The sequence below is a fragment of the Hylemonella gracilis str. Niagara R genome (assembly GCF_000600295.1).
GTDB classification, from domain to species: domain Bacteria; phylum Pseudomonadota; class Gammaproteobacteria; order Burkholderiales; family Burkholderiaceae_C; genus Hylemonella; species Hylemonella gracilis_A.
Genome location: NZ_JEMG01000001.1, coordinates 1312307 through 1332127, shown reverse-complemented (window position 1 = coordinate 1332127; position 19821 = coordinate 1312307). Strand labels below are relative to the sequence as shown.

Here is a 19821-nt window from a genome sequence, read left to right as displayed (position 1 = left end):
GCAAAGGCCTTGTTATGCGATTGACGATTGTTCTTTTTGATGGATTCACTGCGCTGGACATTGTTGGCGGCTACGAAGTCTTGGCCAACATACCTGGGGTAGAAACAGAATTTGCAGCTTTGCAATGCGGCCCCGTTTGGGCCGATACAAGACGCCTGGCGTTGACAGCGTACAGAAGCTTCGCCGACATCGACAGCACCGACATCCTGTACGTACCTGGTGGCCCGGGTGTCATTCCTGCTATGAGCGACCAGGATGTACTCGACACCATCCGGCGACTGGCCGTCAGTGCCAAATGGACGGTGGGGATCTGCAACGGCGTTGAGCTGCTCGGCGCGGCTGGGCTCTTGTATGGCAAGCAGGTCACCACGAACTGGGCGGTGCGCGACAGGGTTGCCGACTATGGTGCGAATGTCAGCACAAACCGGTTCATCCGCGATGGCCAGCTCATCACCGGTGCCGGCGTCTCGGCCAGCATCGACGCAGGACTGTTTCTGGCCGGTCTGCTGGCCGGCGAGGAGTTGGCCAAGACGCTGCAACTCGGAATCGAGTATTACCCCGACCCTCCCTTTGGCAACGGAACGCCCGACAGTGCATCGGACTTTGCCAAGTCCATCGTCAAGCAATTCGAAGCCGAAGGCGCCGAGCGCATTCGCAGCCTGACCCCGCCGGCCTGAGCCGGGCAATCACTCTGCGGGAACTCCATGGACTACTTCTTCTCGCCTATGGCGTGCTCTTTCGCGGGGCATGTGATCATTCTCGAAGCCTCGTTACCCATCAAGATGCAGCCTGTATCGCTGTTGCGAAAGCAGACAAGCGATGGCCTTGCGTTTGAGACCATCTCGACCAAGAGCCAGGTCCCGGTGCTGCGTTTCGACGATGGTCGCATCCTCACCGAAAACAGCGTTGTGTTGCAGGTGCTCGCCGAGATGGCTCCCGAATTCGGTCACCTTCCGGCGCGATCAAGCCCGAACGGACAGGCCACTCTTGAATGGCTGAACTTCGTGGCTTCGGAATTACACAAGCACTGCCTTTACCCGATCTTCACGAAAGGCGTGCCGGCAGAAGTACAGGCGTGGGCGAAGGTCAATTTGGGAACGAAGCTCGCCTTCGTTTCCAAGCGTCTTTCCCACACCCCTTATCTGGCCGGCAATGCCTTCTCGGTCGCCGACGCCTACTTCGGCTGGGCGCTGATGCTCACCCTGCGCGGCGGGCTGTGGGAGCCGAAGGGCGATTTGCTCGCCTACTGGGGCCGCCTGCTGGAGCGGCCTGCCTTCATAGCGGCCATGGAAAACGAAGAAGAACTGTTCAATCAATTCGCCTGAACCGGGAGACGACCTGTGCCTACCGTGATCGAAGAATTCACCGTCGCCATCGAGCGTTCAAAAGCGCTGAAGAGCCGGCCCGACAGCCCCATGCTGCTCAAGTTGTACGGTCTGTACAAGCAGGGCACGGCAGGAGATAACGCCACTCCAAAACCCGGGTTTGGCGACATGATGGCGCGCACGAAGTGGACAGCCTGGACGGAATGCAAAGGACTGTCTCAAGAGGAGGCGATGCAGCGTTACATCGACTTGGTCGCCGGACTCGAGTGAGTGTTCTCGAAGTAGTTTTTATCAACTGATTTCGCGGTGTGGTCAGGAGATCCGGTCCGGATCGGGCAAGAGAGTAGAGCGGTCATTGGGCATGGCGCAGCTCGTATGACTCCTTCCAGCCTGAAACTGTCATCGCTTTGACAAAGAGTCTGGCGGCAGTAGTCGGCGATAGACTTGGAGCATGCATCGCGCGGTCTATGCCCGAAAAGGGACTCAGGAACAGCAGCGCGCCGGGGGGGCCATGCCCCCAGCCACTTCCACCTACAGCCGGAACACCTGCACCGCGTGCGCCAGCGTGTCCGCACCGGATTTCAGATCGGCAGACGCCGCAGCGGATTGCTCCGCCAGCGCCGCGTTCTGTTGCGTGAGTTCGTCCAAGCGGTTGATGGCGTCGTTGACCTGCGCGACACCCAGGGTCTGCTCGTGCGCGGCGGTGCTGATCTGGTTGATCAGCGCGCCCACCTCGCGCACGGCGGCCACCACGTCGGCGATGGTCTGGTTGGCATGCTGCATGCGTTGCGCGCCGTTGCCGATCTGGGCGGAGGACTGGGCGATCAAGTCGCGGATTTGCTTGGCGGCGGCGCCGCTGCGCTGGGCCAAGGCGCGCACCTCGCTGGCCACGACGGCGAAGCCTTTGCCCGCGTCGCCCGCGCGCGCGGCTTCGACGGCGGCATTGAGCGCCAGCAGATTGGTCTGAAAGGCGATGCCTTCGATGGTGTTGACGATGTCGCCCATCTTGCTGGCCGAGCGCTGGATTTCACCCATCAGCTGACTCAGTTCTTGCACGGACGCGCCGCCCTGGGTCGCGACCTGGGTGCTGCGCTCGCTGTGGCCCAACACCTCGGAGGCGATCTGCGCGGTGTTCTTGATGGTGCCGGAGATTTCCTCCATCGAAGAGGCGGTTTGCTCCAGGCTGCTGGCCTGAGACTCGGCGCGCAAGGCCAGGTTCTTGCTGCCGTCGGCCATCTCGCTGGCAGCTGTGTAGAAGCTGGCGGCCTGTCGGTTCACGTCGCCGATCACGGCCCGCAGGTTGATCTGCACCTGGCGCAAATTGCCCAGCGTGCGCGCCATGTCGCTGTAGGGGCTCGGGTCCAGCTCGGTCTTGAGGTTGCAGGCCGCCAGGTCACGTGCGAAGCGCTCCACCTGCCGCATCGGATGCACGAGGAATTTCTGGAACCAGGCCAGCATGATGCCGACCCCCAACAGCAGACCGAGCAGTTGCACCCCGCCCGTGAGCCCTGGTCCCCAACCCAGCCAAGTGCCGAGACCCCAGGGCAGCATGCCCAGCGCCACCACCATCAGCAAGGCCGCACCCATGCGCAGGGACAGACTGCGCTCGAACCAACCCACCGTCAAGCCACTGACCAGGCCCTTGAACCCGTGCCAGCGTACATGGCCGTGTTCCAGATAGAAGCTGGGCCGACCGGCCTGGGTCTCTTCGTTGAGGCGCTGGTAGAGCGCGGCCGTGGCCTCGATCTCGGCGCGGGAAGGTTTGGTGCGCACAGACAGGTAGCCGATGGGCTTGCCGTCTTCCATGATGGGGGTGACGTTGGCGCGCACCCAGTAGTAACGCCCATCCTTGCGGCGGTTCTTGACCAGCCCCGTCCAGGGTCGACCGCGCCCAATGGTGCGCCAGAGGTCACGAAAGCCTTCGGCGGGCATGTCCGGGTGGCGCACGATGTTGTGGTTCTGGCCGATCAGCTCCTCGGCGGCGTAGCCGCTGATCTCGAAGAAAGCCGCGTTGCCGTGCACGATGTGGCCGCGCGTGTCGGTCATGGACACCAGCATCAAGTGGGCTGGGTAGTCGTACTCCTGATCGATGACGGGCAGATTGACGCGCACGCGGACTCCTTGTTGCTGTTGATACGGCGACTGCTTATCGCTCAGACATTTTCGCTTGGGCGATGTGCAAATTTCTCCTCAGGAATCGATGCTAATGAGGAAATGCCTTGCCGTAAAACCACTTCAGGTCTTGGCGCCAGCAGGGTTTGATCCACGTCAAACTTTGCGCAAACCTCCCACGCGCACGCCGAGCAGGCGAAACCGGCGCTCCAGGTCCACGCGCTTGAGGCACAGCCCCGCGGCGCGGCGGATGGCCCGCGGGTCGGCGGTGTGAAAGTCCAGGGTCTGGTCACGCGTGACGCTCTTGAAGTCCGCGTAGCGCAGCTTGACGCCGATGGTGCGGCCTTCGTAGCCCTTGCGCTGCAGGTCGGCGGCCACGCGCTCGCACAGGCTGGTGAAGATGGCGGCCAGCTCGGCCTTGTCGCGCACGGCGTGCAGGTCGCGCTCGAACGTGGTTTCGCGACTCACGGACACCGGCTCGCTCTCGGTCACCACCGGGCGCTCGTCACGCCCCCAGGCGGCCTCGTGCAACCAGGCGCCATAGCTTTTGCCGAAGCGTTCAATCAGCTCAGCCCGCGGACGCGCCGCCAATTCGCCGATCGTGTGGATGCCCAGGGCCTGCAGCTTCTCGTCGGTCTTGGGTCCGATGCCATTGATCTTGCGGCAAGGCAGGGGCCAGATTTTTTCCTGAAGATCCTCCACCTGCACGATGGAAATGCCGTTGGGCTTGTTGAACTCGCTCGCCATCTTGGCCAGCAGCTTGTTGGGCGCGACGCCGACGGAGCAAGTGAGGCCTGTGGCCTCGACGATGCTTTTCTGAATCAGGCGCGCGAGCACGCGCCCGCCCTCGCGCTGCCCCCCCGGCACCTCGGTGAAATCGATGTAGACCTCGTCCACCCCGCGGTCTTCCATCACAGGCGCGATCTCCCGGATGATTTCCTTGAAGCGGCGTGAATAACGGCGGTATTCATCGAAGTCCACCGGCAGCAGGATGGCTTGCGGGCAGAGCTTGGCCGCCTTCATCAGCCCCATGGCCGAGCCCACGCCAAACTGGCGCGCCGGGTAGGTGGCGGTGGTGATGACACCACGCCCCGTGTAGTCCTTCAACAGCGGAAAAGCCTCGACGGGAATCTCCGACAGCGGCAGGCCCTCGTGCTGTTTCAGCAGCGCGTCGTCGGCGCGCCGGCGCGAACCACCGATGACCACGGGCAGGCCCTTGAGCTGCGGGTAGCGCAGCAGTTCCACGGACGCGTAGAAAGCGTCCATGTCCAGGTGGGCAATGCGCCTCGACGTCGCCTGCGCGGAAGCGGCTCGCTCCGTCAGAGGCGCGTCGTCCTCCGCGTCGAACAGACTAGGCTCGGGCACCTGCACCGTCGCGCTCAGGCCACGGGATAGGTCCCTGGCACCAGGATGCTGCGGTCCACGCCCTGCAGATTGCGATGGCCGCAGAAGGCCATGGTCGTGTCCAGCTCCTTGTGCAGCATCTGCAAGGCCTTGGTGACACCGGCCTCGCCCATGGCACCCAGGCCGTAGACCATGGCACGGCCGATCATGGTGCCCTTCGCGCCCAGGGCCCAGGCGCGCAGCACGTCCTGGCCCGAGCGGATGCCGCCGTCCATCCACACTTCGATCTTCGATCCGACCTCACTCACGATGGCGGGCAAGGCCGCGATGGACGAGGGCGCGCCGTCGAGCTGGCGCCCGCCGTGGTTGCTGACCACGATGGCGTCGGCGCCGCTGGCCACGGCCAGCTTGGCATCTTCCACGTCCATGATGCCTTTGAGGATGAGCTTGCCGCCCCACTGCTCCTTGACCCAGGCCACGTCGGCCCAGGACAGGCGCGGGTCGAACTGCTCATTGGTCCAGACCGCCAGTGACTTCATGTCGCTGACCGCCTGCACGTGGCCCACGAGGTTGCGGAAGGTGTGGCGGCGCGTGCCGGCCATGCCGAGGCACCATCGCGGCTTGGTCGCGAGGTTGAGGATGTTCTTCAGCGTGGGGCGCGGTGGTGCGGTCAGGCCGTTCTTCAAGTCCTTGTGGCGCTGGCCGATGACCTGCAGGTCCAGGGTGAGCACCAGGGCCGAGCACTTGGCGTCCTTGGCGCGCTGGATCATGCGCTTCATGGCCTCGCGGTCGCGCATCATGTAGAGTTGGAACCAGAAGGGCGCGCTGGTGTGCTCGGCGATGTCCTCGATGGAGCAGATGCTCATGGTCGAGAGCGTGAAGGGGATGCCGAACTTCTCGGCCGCGCGCGCGGCGTGGATCTCGCCATCGGCGTGCTGCATGCCCGTCAGCCCCACCGGCGCGATGGCCACGGGCATCTTGGCATCGATGCCGATCATCTTCACCGCCGTGCTGCGGCCTTCCATGTTCACTGCCACGCGCTGGCGGAACTTGATGGCCTGGAAATCCGCTTCGTTGGCGCGATAGGTGCTCTCCGTCCACGAACCGCTGTCCGCGTAGTCGTAGAACATGCGCGGCACGCGCTTCTCGGCCAAGCGGCGGAGGTCTTCAAGGTTCGTGATGACGGTCATGGGAGCTGCGAGGTGATCGAGGAAGCGCGCATTATGTCCGTAGCGGCACGGGCTCCGGACGCGCCCAGAACACGCCTTGAAATGCCACCAAGCGACGATCAGGCCGTCCGCGACACAGCGCCTGGCGCCGCATCCGGCGCGGTCCGGCCCCGGCAGACCGCGGCCAACTTGTTGCCATCCGGGTCGCGCACATAGGCGGCGTAAAAATCGTCGTTGTACTGGGGGCGCAGGCCCGGCGCGCCTTCAGATACACCACCTTGCGCCAGCGCCGCCGCATGGAAAGCGTCCACCTGCAACCATGACGCGGCCTTGAAGGCAACCATGGTGCCATTGCCCGCGCTGGGCGGCTGGCCGTTGTAGGGGCGGCACAACCACAGCGCCACTTCCTGCTGGCCCTGGTCTTCGTAAGTGCCCCAGCCCACCCAGCCGTCCCAGTCTTCCTCACCCGTTGTTGCGCAGCGTTGCAGGCCCAAGGGGCCGAGCACGGCGTCATAGAACCGCGCGGAGCGCTCCAGGTCCGAGGCACCGAGGCAGACGTAGGTAAACATGATCAACACTCAAGAAGAAACGCCGTATCAGCCAAACTGAAGCACTGCGCCGAAGACGAGCACCAATAGCTCTAAAGTGTCCGCTCAACCGAGAAACGGCTTACTTGGCGAGCTGAAACAGAGGCATCTTCTTGCCGTGACAGGCACCGTGGAATGAAAAATCAACCCCTCCGTTGTTCGGCCGCTGCCTCAAGACAAGGGACAGGGCTGTTTTCTTGTCATCACGCTCGGATAGCGGGTCATCAAAAACCCAGACTTCATAGAAAACGGGTACAGCGTATTTCACGACCCTGGTTTCAGAAAGCTGCACGGCATCCAGCCCACATTTGCTCTTGAAACCTCCAAGCACGTCTGCCTTCAACAAGGTGGCGTTCTCAACAATGCTGGGGCCGGGCGTACCAGCCCATTCGGCGGTGGCTTTGCCAGACTGGTTTGCTCCCGCACTGGTAACCAAACGGATGGGCGAAAACTGTTTCTCCAGTTTCTGATTCGCCGCCTGAAGACTCACGTCAGCAAAGGGCATGCCTCCGCACTGATGCGGGCTCTCGCTCTGGATCTCTTGCCCCGTCTTCGCATCCTTGATCGTTATGACGGCCCCCGGCTCCGACATACAGATGGCGTTCTTCACGGTGTAGATACCACTACCTTCCGCCATCATGCTGTTGAGAGGGGTTCCGTCAAAACGATGCGCAGTGATGAGGTATGTACCCGACATCGTGACGCAACCAGACAACAGAAAAATCACGATGAAACTGGCGCCAGCAGCCCAGCATTTCCTCATATCCATGCTTTCCTCTTCGTCAGATTCATTTCGAATGACTTATCTGCTGGCCAAGTGAGGGACAGGTCCCATCTCAAGCGCAGGACTCCCCCGGTGCATGGTGCGTGCAAGCCAGGGTGGCGGATTCGCCCGCCTCACCCGCTTTCGGCGGCCCCGCATGGAAGGCCTCCGCGCTGGTGTCGTAGCCTTTCTCCTGCAGATAGGCCACCAGCCCCGCATCCATCGAATTCGCATGGCCCGGGAACCATTCGACCAGGGCTTCGATCATGCTGCCGATGTACTCGGTCTCTCCGGCCAAGGCACGGCGCTCGACTTCCTTCATCACTTCCAGCACGTTCTTGTGCTGGCTGAAGTGGCAGAAGTCGGGGGCAATGCCGCAAGCCAGCATCCACCGCTCTTCCTGCCCGAAATGCTCGACCGTGTGCGCAAGCAGTTGCTGGTAGACGATGAGCTTGTCCGTGGGCGCGGCGGCGGTCGTGGCGTTGACCAGGTCCACGAACTCTTGGTGCGTGTGGTCGGTGCGGGCGTCGCCGAGCGCGAGTTCGTCGCTCCAGCTCAGGGTGTTGGGAGAGAGAGACATGGTTCCTCCGATGTCGGGTTCAGGCTGCGCCTAGCGGATCGCCTTAGCCCAGGCGCGCGCGGTGACGCGCGATCTGCTGGCGCACCTGGGCTGGCGCGGTGCCGCCCACGGTGTTGCGTGCGTTGAGCGAGCCGCGCAGGCTCAGCACCTCGTACACGTCTTTGTCAATGCTCTTGTTGAATTGCTGCAGCACCGTCAAGGGCAGTTCGGACAGATCGCAGCTGTGGCTGACAGCGGCTTTGACGGCGTGGGCCACGGTTTCATGCGCGTCACGGAAGGGCAGGCCTTTCTTGACCAGGTAGTCGGCCAGGTCGGTCGCGGTCGCGTAGCCTTTGAGCGCGGCCTGTTCCATGGCGGGCGCGTTGACCGTGATACCACCTTCGAGCTTGCCCGTGGCGGGGTTGACCTGGCCACCGACCATCTCGCTGAAGATGCGCAGCGTGTCCTTCAAGGTGTCCACGGTGTCGAACAGCGGCTCCTTGTCTTCCTGGTTGTCCTTGTTGTAGGCCAGAGGCTGGCCCTTCATGAGTGTGATCAATCCCATCAGATGACCGACCACACGCCCGGTCTTGCCGCGCGCGAGTTCCGGCACGTCCGGGTTTTTCTTCTGCGGCATGATGGAACTGCCGGTGGTGAAGCGGTCCGCGATTTTGATGAAGCCAAAGTTCTGGCTCATCCACAGAATCAGTTCCTCACTCAGGCGGCTGACATGCACCATGACCAGCGAGGCGGCGGCGCTGAATTCGATGGCGAAGTCCCGGTCGCTGACCGCATCCAGGCTGTTCTGGCAGATGCAGGCCTGGCCTTGCTCGTCCACCATGCCCAGGGTCCTGGCCACGCGCACACGGTCCAGCGGGTACGTCGTGCCGGCCAGGGCCGCGCTGCCCAGGGGCAAGCGGTTGACGCGTTTCCTCACGTCGGCCATGCGCTCGGCGTCACGCGCGAACATCTCCACATAAGCCAGCAGGTGGTGGGCGAAGCTCACGGGCTGGGCTACCTGCAGGTGGGTGAAGCCCGGCAGGATGGTGTCCACGTTCTGCTCCGCGACGCTCAGCAAGGCTTTCTGCAGGTCGGACAGCAGGCCGGTGATGAGGTCGATCTCGCCGCGCAGCCACAGGCGCACGTCGGTCGCGACTTGGTCGTTGCGGCTGCGGCCGGTGTGCAGGCGCTTGCCCGCGTCACCGACCAATTGCGTCAGGCGCGCCTCGATGTTGAGGTGCACGTCCTCCAGATCGAGTTGCCACTCGAACTGACCACCCTCGATCTCGGCGCGGATCTGGGCCATGCCTTTCTGGATCGCGGCCAGGTCGTCGGCGCCGATGATTTTCTGCGCCGCCAGCATGTCGGCGTGGGCCAGACTGCCCGCGATGTCGGCCTGCCACAGGCGCTGGTCGAAGAACACGCTGGCCGTGTAGCGCTTGACCAGTTCGCTCATGGGTTCGGAGAACAGGGCCGACCAGGCCTCGGATTTTTTGTCGAGTTGATTGGGGGTGGACATAATTGCGTGGATTCTATCGACCCCCCAGCCAATACAAGGAGACAACCATGCTGGAACTCTTGACGGACCCCCAGGCCTGGATCGCATTCGCCACGCTGACCGCGCTGGAGCTGGTGCTGGGCATCGACAACGTGATCTTCATCTCCATCCTGGTGGACAAGCTGCCACCCGCGCAACGCGCGCTCGGTCGCCGCCTGGGCCTGTTCATGGCCATGTTCATGCGGATTGGCCTGCTGCTGGTGCTGTCCTGGATCATCGGCCTCGTGGCACCTCTGTTCACCGTGCTGGGCCAGGAGATTTCAGGGCGCGATCTGATCCTGATCAGCGGCGGCCTGTTCCTGATCTGGAAAAGCACAGGTGAAATCCACCATGCGATGGAAGGCGCCGAAGGCAAGGCCTCGAGCACCGTCAAGACCACCTTCGGCGCGGTGATCCTGCAGATCATGCTCATCGACCTGGTGTTCTCGCTGGACTCCATCATCACCGCCGTGGGCATGGTGGACGAGGTCGCCATCATGATCGCGGCCGTGGTGGTGTCCGTGGCGCTCATGATGGTTTTCGCCAGCGCCATCGGCAACTTCGTGTCCGCCCATCCGACCGTCAAGATGCTGGCCCTGTCCTTCCTGGTCGTCGTCGGCGTGGTGCTGATCGCCGAGGGCTTCGACAACCATGTGCCCAAGGGCTACATCTACTTCGCGATGGCGTTCTCAGTGGTGGTGGAAATGCTCAACATCCGGGTGCGCAAGCGCCTGGGCACACCCGCGCAATCCCCGGCCGATCGCTGAGCGGCAAGCCACTCCTGCCGGAGCGACCTCAGGATTTCAACAGACGCTCACAGCTGCTCAGGGGCGGATGACGTCCGCGCCCGCCGGTGGCGTGAAGCGGAAGGTGTCGGCCGACAGGCTCACATTGACCTGCATGCGGCTGAAGGTCAGCAGAGAGCGCTGCCCGAAGCTGTCCAGGATTTCAAAGGCGCCCAGCTCGACCTGGTTGGGCGTGACGGCACGCAGGCCGACGCGCAGTTGCTGGGTCTGCCCGTCGCGCGCCTTGGGCGTGGCCCGTACCCAGAGCAGGCCATCTTGCGCGCCATCGTTCGCCAACTCGTAGCTCTTCTGCAAGGTGTTCAGGTCCGCAGCGCCCGCGATCAGGGCTGCGGGCGTATCGTCCAGGGCACCCGCCTGAGCGCGCACGGTGACCTGGTTCAGATCCTCGTCGTACAGCCACAGCGTCTTGCCGTCGGCCACGATGGTCTGCGGCAGGGGCGCGGCGTAGACGAAACGGAAACGCCCCGGTCGCTGGAAAGCAAAACTGCCGCTGGAACTGCGCGTGCGCGCCACGCGGGTGCCGCTGTCGCTGGCGCGCGGCGGCAAGGTCACGACCTGGGTGAAATCGGCGCGGCCACTGCGCGTGCTCTGCAAAAACACGGAGAGGGCGCTCAATCCGTCTTGGGGTTTGCTGTCCTGCGCTTGGGCCGCGCCAGATGCGAACATCTGCAGCAGCAAACCCATCAAGACCAAGGCACCGGCCCGAGCGCATGCACCGGTGCAGCGGGCGAGCGCTCCATGCGCGGCAGAGAAAAAGAAATGTCGCTGCATGCTGATGGCAACAAAAGATGGGTTCATCGTCACTCCGAGCGCGCGGGCACCAGGATGTCGCGCTGACCGTTGGTGTTCATGGGACTGACCAGGCCAGCGTTTTCCATGTCCTCGACCAGGCGCGCCGCGCGGTTGTAGCCAATCTTCAGGTGGCGCTGCACCAGGGAGATGCTGGCCTTGCGGTTCTTGAGCACGATCTCCACGGCCTGGTCGTACATCGGGTCTTTCTCGCCGCTGGGGCCACCCTCGCCCCCAAGGCCCAGACCGCCGTCCTCGCCCTCGACCGTGCCACCTTCGAGCACGCCCTCGATGTAGTCCGGCTCGCCCTGGGTCTTGAGGTAACTCACCACACGGTGCACTTCTTCGTCGCTGACGAACGCGCCGTGCACGCGGATCGGCAAACCAGTGCCACTGGGCATGTAGAGCATGTCGCCCATGCCCAGCAGCGCTTCAGCGCCCATCTGGTCGAGGATGGTGCGGCTGTCGATCTTGCTGCTGACCTGGAAGGCGATGCGCGTCGGGATGTTGGCCTTGATCAGACCCGTGATCACGTCCACGCTCGGGCGCTGGGTGGCGAGGATCAGGTGGATGCCCGCCGCGCGCGCCTTCTGCGCCAGGCGGGCGATCAGTTCCTCGATCTTCTTGCCCACCACCATCATCAGATCGGCCAGTTCGTCGATGACCACCACGATGTGCGGCAAGCGCTTCAGAGGCTCTGGGCTCTCGGGCGTGAGACTGAAGGGGTTGTAGATGAAGGCCTCTTTCGCGGCCGCTTCGTCGATCTTGGCGTTGTAGCCCGCCAGATTGCGCACGCCCAGCTTGCTCATCAGGCGGTAGCGTTTTTCCATCTCGACCACGCACCAGTTCAGGCCGTGCGCGGCCTGCCGCATGTCCGTCACCACCGGGGCGATCAGGTGCGGAATGCCCTCGTAGACGCTCATTTCCAGCATCTTGGGGTCGATCATCAACAAGCGCACGTCCTTGGCCTCGGCCTTGTAGAGCAGACTCAGGATCATTGCGTTGATGCCCACGGACTTGCCAGAACCCGTGGTGCCGGCCACCAGCACGTGGGGCATCTTGGCCAGATCGGCCACCACGGGCAAACCCACGATGTCCTTGCCCAGGCCGATGGTCAGCAGACTCTTGGCTTCGTTGTAGACCTGGGAACCCAGGATTTCGGACAGGCGGATGCTCTGGCGCTTGGCGTTGGGCAGTTCCAGCGCCATGTAGTTCTTGCCGGGGATGGTCTCGATCACGCGGATGGACACCAGGGAGAGCGAGCGCGCCAGGTCCTTGGCCAGGTTGACGATCTGCGAGCCCTTGACGCCCGTGGCGGGATCAATCTCGTAGCGCGTGATCACCGGGCCGGGCTGGGCCGTCACCACGCGCACCTGCACGCCGAAGTCACCGAGCTTCTTCTCGATCAGGCGGCTGGTCATCTCCAGCGTCTCGGGCGAGACGGTTTCCTGTCGGCCCTGCGCGCTGTCGAGCAGATCGACCTGAGGCAGCTTGGTGTCCGGCATGTCCGCGAACAGGTTCTTCTGCCGTTCCTTGACCACCCGTGCACTGGGTTTGACGGGCGAGACCACGGGATCCAGCATGGGCTCGGCACGTGCCACGGCCGACCGCGTGGCTTGTGGCACGGTGGACACGGCGAGCGGAACGGGCGCCACCGGGTCCACCCCCTCGTCTTCATCGCTCAGGGCCTGCGGCGCCTGCGCGAACCGCGCGGCCGAGGCGCGGGCCGCTTCTTCGCGTTCGCGTTCACGTGCGGCCTGGGCGCCCAAGGCACGATCCTGCGCGCGCTCGCGCCAGGCGCGCCGCGCATCCACCAGCATCTGCACGAGGGCGCCGAGCCGTTCGGCCACCTCGCCCCAAGAAAAACGGAAGACCCAGGCGACGGCCAGCACCCAAAGGCCAATGGCCAGCAGGGCCGAGCCTGTCGGACCGAGCCAATGGATGGCCAGCGGCCCCATCCAGTAACCGAGCACCCCGCCCGCGTGACCAGGCAGCAGGGATTCGTGGCTGTAAAAGCGCGACCACTCCAAAGAGCTGCTGGCCAGCATCAGCAAGGTCAACCCGCTCCAGAAGCCCCAGCGTCCGGCGATGAACTGGGTGGCGCGACGAGCCCAGCCTGTGGGCGCCTGACCCTCGGCATCGGTGACCTCCTCGTCCCAGCCATCGGCTCGCCTGGCCTCCAGTCGGGGGGAGCGCAAGGCCCGCGCCAGGGCCGAGAACCAGCTGCGCACCGCAGCCGCCCAGCACCACCAGACCGAAAAGCCGAACAGGTAATAACTGGCATCCGCCACCCAGGCCCCCAGCAGGCCACCTTGGTTGCGCACCGATCCCACACCGCTGCCCGAGGTGGACCAGGCGGGGTCGCTCAGGCTGTGCGTGCCCAGCGCCAGGCCCCAATACACCAGCAGTACCAGGCCGAGGAACAGCAGCAGCTCGCCCGCGTAGCGGCTGCGCAAGGCGCCCAGAGCCGTGGGGCCGGGACTCAGCGTGTCGGATCGATCAGTCATGCAAACGAAAAAAACAAACGGCCGGCAAACCGGCCCGGACCGCGCCCCAGCACCAGGCTCAATGACGCGGGGTGGTGCGGCGCTCCTTCACGTAGAGCGCGCCCCCTTCGAGCGGGATCACGAACCCCTGCTCCTCGAAATCCTTCATCACGCGACTCACCATCTCGCGCGAAGCTCCCACCATCTGGGCCAGATCCTGGCGCGAGAAGCGCACGCGGATGATCATGTCGCCCGCCGGCGCGGCCTTGGCCATGTCCAGCAGCACGTTGGCCACGCGACCGTAGACGCTCATCAAGGCCAGCGTGCCGATTTTGCGGTCGGCCTGACGCAGACGCCGCACCAGTCCGCGCATGATGCCGTGCGCCATGGCCGCGCTCTCGCCCAGCAATTGGATGAAGGCCGCCTGCTCCAGCGCCAGCACGTCGAGTTCGGACTCCGCGTCGACCGAGGCCGAGTGGGCCTCGCCGTCGATCAGGCTCATCTCGCCGAAATAGTCGCCCGTCTGCAACGAAGCCAGAATCACCTCGCGGCGCCGGCTGCCACTGCTCATCAACACCCGCGCCCGACCCGAAAGAATCACGAACAAGGCGCCGGTCTTCTGGCCCTGGACGACGACCCGGTCGCCACGCTTGTAGCGCCGCTTGGACACGGAGTCCGCCAAGGCCTGCAATTGTGCTTCGCTCAACAGGGAAAACAACGACACCCTGCGCAACAGATCCAGATTGCTCAACATCGACATGGGTACTACTCGTTTTTCTGCTCACTCGCCAGCCTGGCGCGTCCCGCGAGCATAGACTGACAGACAGCGATGTCTTGCAAGGATTCTTACAATGACAGGTCTGTTGCATCACGACACGAAGTCCATGCACCGGGCTGAATAAAACACCAGTCTACCCTGCCTCGAGGCATGCGCCTCTCAGCCAGGCCCGACCCCGCTTTCCCCATCCATCTCAAGAGTTCCTCCATGACCGCCACCCGCCACGCACAGGTTCTGATCCTCGGTTCCGGCCCCGCCGGCTACACCGCCGCCGTCTACGCGGCGCGTGCCAACCTCAAGCCCCTGCTGATCACCGGCATGGCCCAGGGCGGCCAGTTGATGACGACCACCGAAGTGGACAACTGGCCCAGCGCGGTCGACGGCATCCAGGGTCCTGAACTGATGCAAAAGCTGCTCGAGCACGCCGAACGCTTCAAGACCGAGGTCGTGTTCGACCACATCAACAAGGTCGACTTCAGCAAGCGCCCCTTCACGCTCTGGGGCGACAGCGGCGCCTACACCTGCGATGCACTCATCATCGCCACCGGCGCCTCGGCCAAGTACCTGGGCCTGCCGTCGGAATCGGCCTTCATGGGCCGGGGTGTCTCGGCCTGTGCCACCTGCGACGGATTTTTCTACCGTGACCAAGTCTGCTGCGTGGTGGGCGGTGGCAACACGGCGGTGGAGGAAGCGCTGTACCTGTCCAACATCGCCAGCAAGGTCTATCTGATCCACCGCCGCGACAAGTTCCGCGCCGAACCCATCCTCGTCGACAAGGTGATGGAGCGGGTGAAGGAAGGCAAGATCGTCCTCAAGACCTTCCGCACGCTCGAAGAAGTATTGGGCGACGCCAGCGGGGTGACGGGCATCCGGCTCAAGAGCACGGTGGACGGCAGCACCGAGGACTTGGAACTCAAGGGTTGTTTCATCGCCATCGGCCATTCGCCCAACACGGAAATCTTCCAGGGCCAGGTGGACTTGAAGGACGGCTACATCGTCACGCGCTCGGGCCTGCTGGGTTTCGCCACCATGACCAGCGTGCCGGGCGTGTTCGCGGCTGGCGACGTGCAGGACCATGTCTACCGCCAGGCCATCACGAGTGCAGGCACGGGGTGCATGGCGGCCTTGGATGCGCAACGTTTTCTGGAGCAGCAGGAGTAAGCGGTACTCCGCCCAATCTTGGCGCTTCACGACGCGTATCGGGGGCGGGGCGGGCCGTCCGCCTCATGAGATTTGCTGCGCAAATCAAAATCGGCGGCGCGACCCGCCCCGCCCCCGATACGCTTGAGCCCGCACGACTTTTGCCGTCGCACTTCTGAACCGCGCCCACCCTCTGGCTGGCACCCGGTGCGGTGGGCTTGGGGATCCCGACGATTTCTGATTTGCGCAGCAAATCTCATGAGGAGGGTCCCCAAGCCCGCCGCGCCGGGTGCCCGCAACGGCCGTCTCCCCGCGCCCTGCTCAACCCATCCAGCGCATGCCCCAGCCATCCGCCAAATTGGCTATAATCGCCGGCTTTGCTGGAACTGCAGGCAGTTTTGGCAGCTATGGGGCCACCGCCACCCTACTTGGCGAGGTGAGGCGCTTGCGATTGAGATCGGGTCAACCGGTTTCGGGCCAGCAACCGCCGTTTTGAAGAAAGTGAAAAGTCCACATGGCACGCGTCTGCGAAGTCACGGGCAAGAAGCCCATGGTCGGGAACAACATTTCCCACGCCAACAACAAAACCAAGCGCCGGTTCCTGCCGAACCTGCAATACCGCCGTTTCTGGGTCGAGAGCGAAAACCGTTGGGTGCGTCTGCGCGTTTCCAGCGCCGCCCTGCGACTGATTGACAAGAACGGCATCGACTCCGTGCTCGCCGACCTGCGTGCGCGCGGCCAAGCCTAATCAAGGAGAAGCACCATGGCCACCAAAGGCGGACGCGAAAAGATCAAGCTGGAATCCACGGCCGGCACCGGTCACTTCTACACGACCAGCAAGAACAAGAAGACCATGCCCGAGAAGATGTCGATCATGAAGTTCGACCCCAAGGCTCGCAAGCATGTGGAATACAAGGAAATCAAGCTGAAGTAATTCAGCCCCGGTTTCTCTCTGGGCCCGCCCACCGTTCCGGTGCGCGGGCCTTTGTGTTTTTGGAACTTACCACACGATTCCTCTCCAGGTTCAGGGTCATTCTTATGATTGAGAATAATTCTCAATACAATGACTTCAACTTCTGGAGACCTTCATGTCCTGTGCCACCGATGACCTGACCCCGCCTTGTCTTGAAGCCCTGGTGGCCGGCACGGTGGCCCTGATTAGCTGTTGGGCCGCGCCCCTCGACAGCGGACCGACCTCGCCACGCCAGCAGCGCACGGCCATGGCGCGCAAGATCGTCGCCAACCTCTACCTGCTCAAGCACCACCCACACGCCAGCCCGGGCCTGCGCCACGTGATGGCCATGGCGCACGAGCGCTGGATCCTGGCCAGTGACGCCAGCAGCGACGCCTCGGTCGTCACGCCGCCGGACCCGGCACTGGCTGACCCAATGGGCCTGCTGTCCACCAGCACGTTGATGCACTGAGAGGAACCCCAGCATGTGTGACATCCGTCCCTCGGCGCCCATCGTGGCACTGCCCCAACCCAGCACCGCCGCCCTCGGCGCACCCTTGACCACGACCTCGCCTGCCCTGGGCACACCCTCGGGTTCGCGGCGGCGTCGACTTTGGGAACTCGAAGGCCACGCCTTCTGCCCCATCATCGGCGTCTGCTTGCCTCTGCCCCTGCTTCGCCGCCTGACCGCCAAGTCGCTGGGCACGGTGCCGGCCCACAGCGACTACGAAGTCCACTGCATGGCCGTCACCGAATGCCGGCGCCGCTCCCCTCTGGCCGAGGCCGTGCAAAAAGACCTGGACCAGCGGTATGCCTTGGTGATCAAGGCCGCGCAGCCCCTCAAATCCACCGAAGCCCTGGCCCGCTGGTGGGACGACTGCCGCGACCGCGCCCACGAAGGACGCGCCGACCTGGCCAGCGCGCTCTGGGCTGCCCTGACGCACCCGCGTTGCGACTACCTGCTGGAACAGCGCATCCTGGGCGAAGTGCACATGCTGCAGCACCAGGTGGGCACCGCCAGCCGCGCCGACCTGAGCCGGTTGGAAGCCCTGCAGGACGAAAACGCCATCCTGGCGCGCGAGCTGGCGGGCGCGCAGCAACGCAGCCAGCAGCAGGCGCGTCACTACGGCGCGCAACTGGAAGCGCAACAGGCCGCCGCCTTGCGCCTGCGCGCCGAGCTGATCCAAGCCCAGACCCGTCTGCAGCAGTTGCAGGAAGAACATGAAGCCCTGCGCGCCGCCTCACCCCATCTGCCGGAACGGCAGGCACTGGCACAACGCAACCGGGCCCTGCAGGAAGAACTGCGGCAAGCCCGGCAGGAGCTGCGCGAAGCCCGGGAACTGCGCGAGCAGGAACGCGAGCGCGCGGACCGGGCGAACCGGGCGAACCGGGCGAACCGGGCACTGCAAGAAAGCGCGGAGCTCACGCCCAGGGCAGCGACCACCTCGGACACCACCGACCTGCCTCCCATTCCTCTGCAAGGCTGCGCCGTGCTCTGCGTGGGCGGCCGCCAGGCCAGCGTTCCGGTCTACCGCGAACTGATTGAGCACCGTGGCGCGCGTTTCTTGCACCACGACGGCGGCGCGGAAGACAACGCCAGCCTGTTGGACGCCACCCTGGCCGCGGCCGACCTGGTGATTTGCCAGAGCGGCTGCATCAGCCACAACGCCTACTGGCGCGTGAAGGATCACTGCAAGCGCACCGGCAAGCGTTGCGTCTTCCTGGACCAACCCAGCCGCAGCGCGCTGGAGCGGGCCCTGGGCGACATCGGCTGGGAACTTCCGCCCGAAACACAGACGGCCAGCGGAGCCTGAACCCCCACCCCTAGATGACCACCGGTTCCGGCTCCAGCCGGATGCCGAAGCGCTCGTAGACGCTGGTCTGGATGGCGCGTGCCAGGGTCATGACTTCTCCCCCCGTGGCGCCGCCCGGGGCCTGGGTGGCCGCGCCGCCCCGGTTGACCAGCACCAAGGCCTGCTTTTCATAGACGCCGGCCTGGCCAATGCTCTTGCCCTTCCAGCCGCAGGCGTCGATCAGCCAGCCTGCGGCCAGCTTGACCGTGCCGTCGGGCATCGGGTAGTGCACGATGTTGGGCTCTCGGGCGATGATGTCCGCGCACTGCTCGGGCGTGACGGTCGGGTTCTTGAAGAAGCTGCCCGCGTTGCCGATCACAGCCGGGTCCGGCAGCTTGGCGCGGCGGATCTCGCAGACCCAGTCGAAAATCTGGCGTGGGCTGGGCTTGGTGATGCCGGTTTCGGCCTGCTTGCGTTGCAGGTCCAGGTAGCCCAGGTCAGGCTTCCAGGCCTTGGGCAGGCGCAGGCGCACGCGGGTGATCAGGGCACGGTCCTTCAGGCCCAGGCTGTTCGTCTCCGCCGAGGCGCCGGCCACCGGTCCGTGCTTGAACACCGAGTCCCGATAGGCAAACCCGCACTGCGTGGCGTTCAGCGTGAAAGTGCGCCCGGTCTGCAGGTCAACGGCATCCAGCGACTCGAAGCGGTCCTGCAGTTCCAGGCCGTAGGCGCCGATGTTCTGCACCGGGGCCGCGCCCATGGTGCCAGGGATCAGCGCCATGTTCTCCAGCCCTGGCCAGCCCTGGGCCAGGGTCCAGTCCACCACCTCGTGCCAGGACTCGCCGGCGCCAGCCTCGACGATCCAGGCCCGCTCATCCTCGGCGACCAGGCGGCGGCCCATGATTTCCACCTTGAGCGTGACGGCCTTGACGTCGCCCGTGAGCACGATGTTGCTGCCCCCGCCCAGCACGAACTTGGGCGCGGGTCCCAGCACCGGATCGGCCAGCACTTCGGCCACGTCGGCTTCGCTCCTGACGCGGATCAAGGTTTGCGCCTTGGCGACGATGTGAAAGCTGTTGTAGGGTTCCAGCGCGACGTTGTTCTCGACTAACATAAAGGGCGGCTCATCGTAAGCCCCTGATTTTCTCACCCAGCTACCCCCAAAAACACAATATGCCTTCATTCGACACCGTTTGCGAAGCCGACATGGTCAAGGTCAAGAACGGCGTGGACAACGCCGCCAAGGAGATCGGCACACGCTTCGACTTCAAGGGCACCTCGGCCAGCATCGAGATCAAGGACAAGGAAATCACCCTGATCGGCGACGCCGACTTCCAGATCGAACAGATTCTCGACGTGCTACGCGGCAAGCTGACCAAGCAGTCGGTGGACGTGCGCTTCCTCGACATCGGCGATCTGCAGAAGATCGGCGGCGACAAGGTCAAGAAGATCGTCAAGGTGAAGAACGGCATCGAATCCGAACTGGCCAAGAAGATCCAGCGCCTGATCAAGGACAGCAAGCTCAAGGTGCAGGCCAGCATCCAGGAGGACAAGGTGCGTGTCACCGGCACCAAGCGCGACGACCTGCAGGCCGCGATCGCCCTGCTGCGCAAGGAAATCAGCGACACCCCGCTGGACTTCAACAACTTCCGCGACTGAGGCGAGCATGACGCGCCGCCGCCCC

At 64.1% G+C, this 19821-nt stretch carries 21 protein-coding genes; 10 read left to right on the top strand and 11 right to left on the bottom strand.

What is annotated here, in order from left to right; genetic code table 11:
* The first annotated feature begins 14 nt into the window (after positions 1-14).
* The 3 genes from AZ34_RS06125 to AZ34_RS06110 are packed head-to-tail and all read left to right on the top strand — an operon-like array spanning position 15 to position 1595.
* Entirely contained in the window at positions 15-677 is a 663-nt protein-coding gene (locus tag AZ34_RS06125) for a DJ-1/PfpI family protein (RefSeq protein WP_035605969.1), read from the top strand.
* Between the two features lie 27 nt (positions 678-704).
* Positions 705-1325 carry a hypothetical protein gene (locus tag AZ34_RS06120; RefSeq protein WP_051509569.1) on the top strand — a complete coding sequence of 207 codons (621 nt, stop codon included), beginning with the start codon at positions 705-707 and terminating at the stop codon, positions 1323-1325.
* A gap of 24 nt (positions 1326-1349) precedes the next feature.
* Positions 1350-1595: an acyl-CoA-binding protein gene (locus tag AZ34_RS06110; RefSeq protein WP_035605966.1), complete on the top strand. Its 246-nt coding sequence runs from the start codon at positions 1350-1352 to the stop codon at positions 1593-1595.
* 261 nt (positions 1596-1856) lie between these two features.
* Here AZ34_RS06110 and AZ34_RS06105 read toward each other — a convergent pair whose 3' ends face one another.
* From AZ34_RS06105 to argH, 7 genes are all read right to left on the bottom strand, one after another.
* Positions 1857-3437: a methyl-accepting chemotaxis protein gene (locus tag AZ34_RS06105; protein ID WP_035605964.1), complete on the bottom strand. Its 1581-nt coding sequence runs from the start codon at positions 3435-3437 to the stop codon at positions 1857-1859.
* Positions 3438-3593: 156 nt separating this feature from the next.
* Entirely contained in the window at positions 3594-4703 is a 1110-nt protein-coding gene (gene dinB / locus AZ34_RS06100; protein ID WP_231495471.1) for a DNA polymerase IV, read from the bottom strand.
* 113 nt (positions 4704-4816) lie between these two features.
* Positions 4817-5971, bottom strand: a complete 1155-nt coding sequence (locus AZ34_RS06095) for an alpha-hydroxy acid oxidase (RefSeq protein ID WP_035605960.1) — start codon at positions 5969-5971, stop codon at positions 4817-4819.
* Positions 5972-6069: 98 nt separating this feature from the next.
* Positions 6070-6519 carry a VOC family protein gene (locus tag AZ34_RS06090; RefSeq protein ID WP_035605957.1) on the bottom strand — a complete coding sequence of 150 codons (450 nt, stop codon included), beginning with the start codon at positions 6517-6519 and terminating at the stop codon, positions 6070-6072.
* A gap of 100 nt (positions 6520-6619) precedes the next feature.
* Complete coding sequence (locus tag AZ34_RS18540; protein WP_197026508.1) at positions 6620-7306, bottom strand: hypothetical protein; 687 nt, start codon at positions 7304-7306, stop codon at positions 6620-6622.
* A 67-nt stretch (positions 7307-7373) separates the two neighbouring features.
* On the bottom strand, positions 7374-7880 hold the full coding sequence (locus AZ34_RS06075) for a hemerythrin domain-containing protein (protein ID WP_051509566.1): 507 nt from the start codon (positions 7878-7880) through the stop codon (positions 7374-7376).
* A 43-nt stretch (positions 7881-7923) separates the two neighbouring features.
* A complete protein-coding gene (gene argH / locus AZ34_RS06070) occupies positions 7924-9378 on the bottom strand; it encodes an argininosuccinate lyase (protein WP_035605953.1) in 1455 nt (484 codons plus the stop codon).
* Between the two features lie 47 nt (positions 9379-9425).
* Between argH and AZ34_RS06065 the strand changes: the two genes are divergently transcribed.
* Positions 9426-10163 (top strand): TerC family protein, encoded by a 738-nt coding sequence (locus AZ34_RS06065; RefSeq protein ID WP_035605950.1) that lies wholly within the window; start codon positions 9426-9428, stop codon positions 10161-10163.
* Between the two features lie 57 nt (positions 10164-10220).
* Here the strand turns inward: AZ34_RS06065 and lolA are convergent, their stop codons facing one another.
* The 3 genes from lolA to AZ34_RS06050 form a co-directional block, all read right to left on the bottom strand.
* The gene (gene lolA / locus AZ34_RS06060; protein WP_035611032.1) at positions 10221-10868 is read right to left on the bottom strand and encodes an outer membrane lipoprotein chaperone LolA; all 648 of its coding nucleotides are present in this window, start codon (positions 10866-10868) and stop codon (positions 10221-10223) included.
* Between the two features lie 134 nt (positions 10869-11002).
* On the bottom strand, positions 11003-13498 hold the full coding sequence (locus AZ34_RS06055; RefSeq protein WP_035605948.1) for a DNA translocase FtsK: 2496 nt from the start codon (positions 13496-13498) through the stop codon (positions 11003-11005).
* A 58-nt stretch (positions 13499-13556) separates the two neighbouring features.
* Complete coding sequence (locus AZ34_RS06050) at positions 13557-14237, bottom strand: Crp/Fnr family transcriptional regulator (protein ID WP_035605945.1); 681 nt, start codon at positions 14235-14237, stop codon at positions 13557-13559.
* 225 nt (positions 14238-14462) lie between these two features.
* Between AZ34_RS06050 and trxB the strand changes: the two genes are divergently transcribed.
* From trxB to AZ34_RS06025, 5 genes are all read left to right on the top strand, one after another.
* Entirely contained in the window at positions 14463-15416 is a 954-nt protein-coding gene (trxB, locus tag AZ34_RS06045) for a thioredoxin-disulfide reductase (protein WP_035605942.1), read from the top strand.
* A 493-nt stretch (positions 15417-15909) separates the two neighbouring features.
* Entirely contained in the window at positions 15910-16143 is a 234-nt protein-coding gene (gene rpmB, locus AZ34_RS06040) for a 50S ribosomal protein L28 (RefSeq protein WP_006298736.1), read from the top strand.
* 15 nt (positions 16144-16158) lie between these two features.
* Positions 16159-16329, top strand: a complete 171-nt coding sequence (rpmG, locus tag AZ34_RS06035; RefSeq protein WP_006298735.1) for a 50S ribosomal protein L33 — start codon at positions 16159-16161, stop codon at positions 16327-16329.
* Between the two features lie 154 nt (positions 16330-16483).
* The gene (locus AZ34_RS06030; RefSeq protein ID WP_035605938.1) at positions 16484-16819 is read left to right on the top strand and encodes a hypothetical protein; all 336 of its coding nucleotides are present in this window, start codon (positions 16484-16486) and stop codon (positions 16817-16819) included.
* A gap of 13 nt (positions 16820-16832) precedes the next feature.
* The gene (locus AZ34_RS06025) at positions 16833-18161 is read left to right on the top strand and encodes a DUF2325 domain-containing protein (RefSeq protein ID WP_051509565.1); all 1329 of its coding nucleotides are present in this window, start codon (positions 16833-16835) and stop codon (positions 18159-18161) included.
* Between the two features lie 10 nt (positions 18162-18171).
* On the opposite strand, the gene murB is transcribed toward AZ34_RS06025, so the two are convergent.
* Positions 18172-19251, bottom strand: a complete 1080-nt coding sequence (gene murB / locus AZ34_RS06020) for a UDP-N-acetylmuramate dehydrogenase (RefSeq protein ID WP_035605936.1) — start codon at positions 19249-19251, stop codon at positions 18172-18174.
* A gap of 59 nt (positions 19252-19310) precedes the next feature.
* On the opposite strand from murB, the gene AZ34_RS06015 reads away from it, so the two are divergent.
* A complete protein-coding gene (locus tag AZ34_RS06015) occupies positions 19311-19796 on the top strand; it encodes a YajQ family cyclic di-GMP-binding protein (RefSeq protein WP_035605932.1) in 486 nt (161 codons plus the stop codon).
* Positions 19797-19821 lie beyond the last annotated feature (25 nt).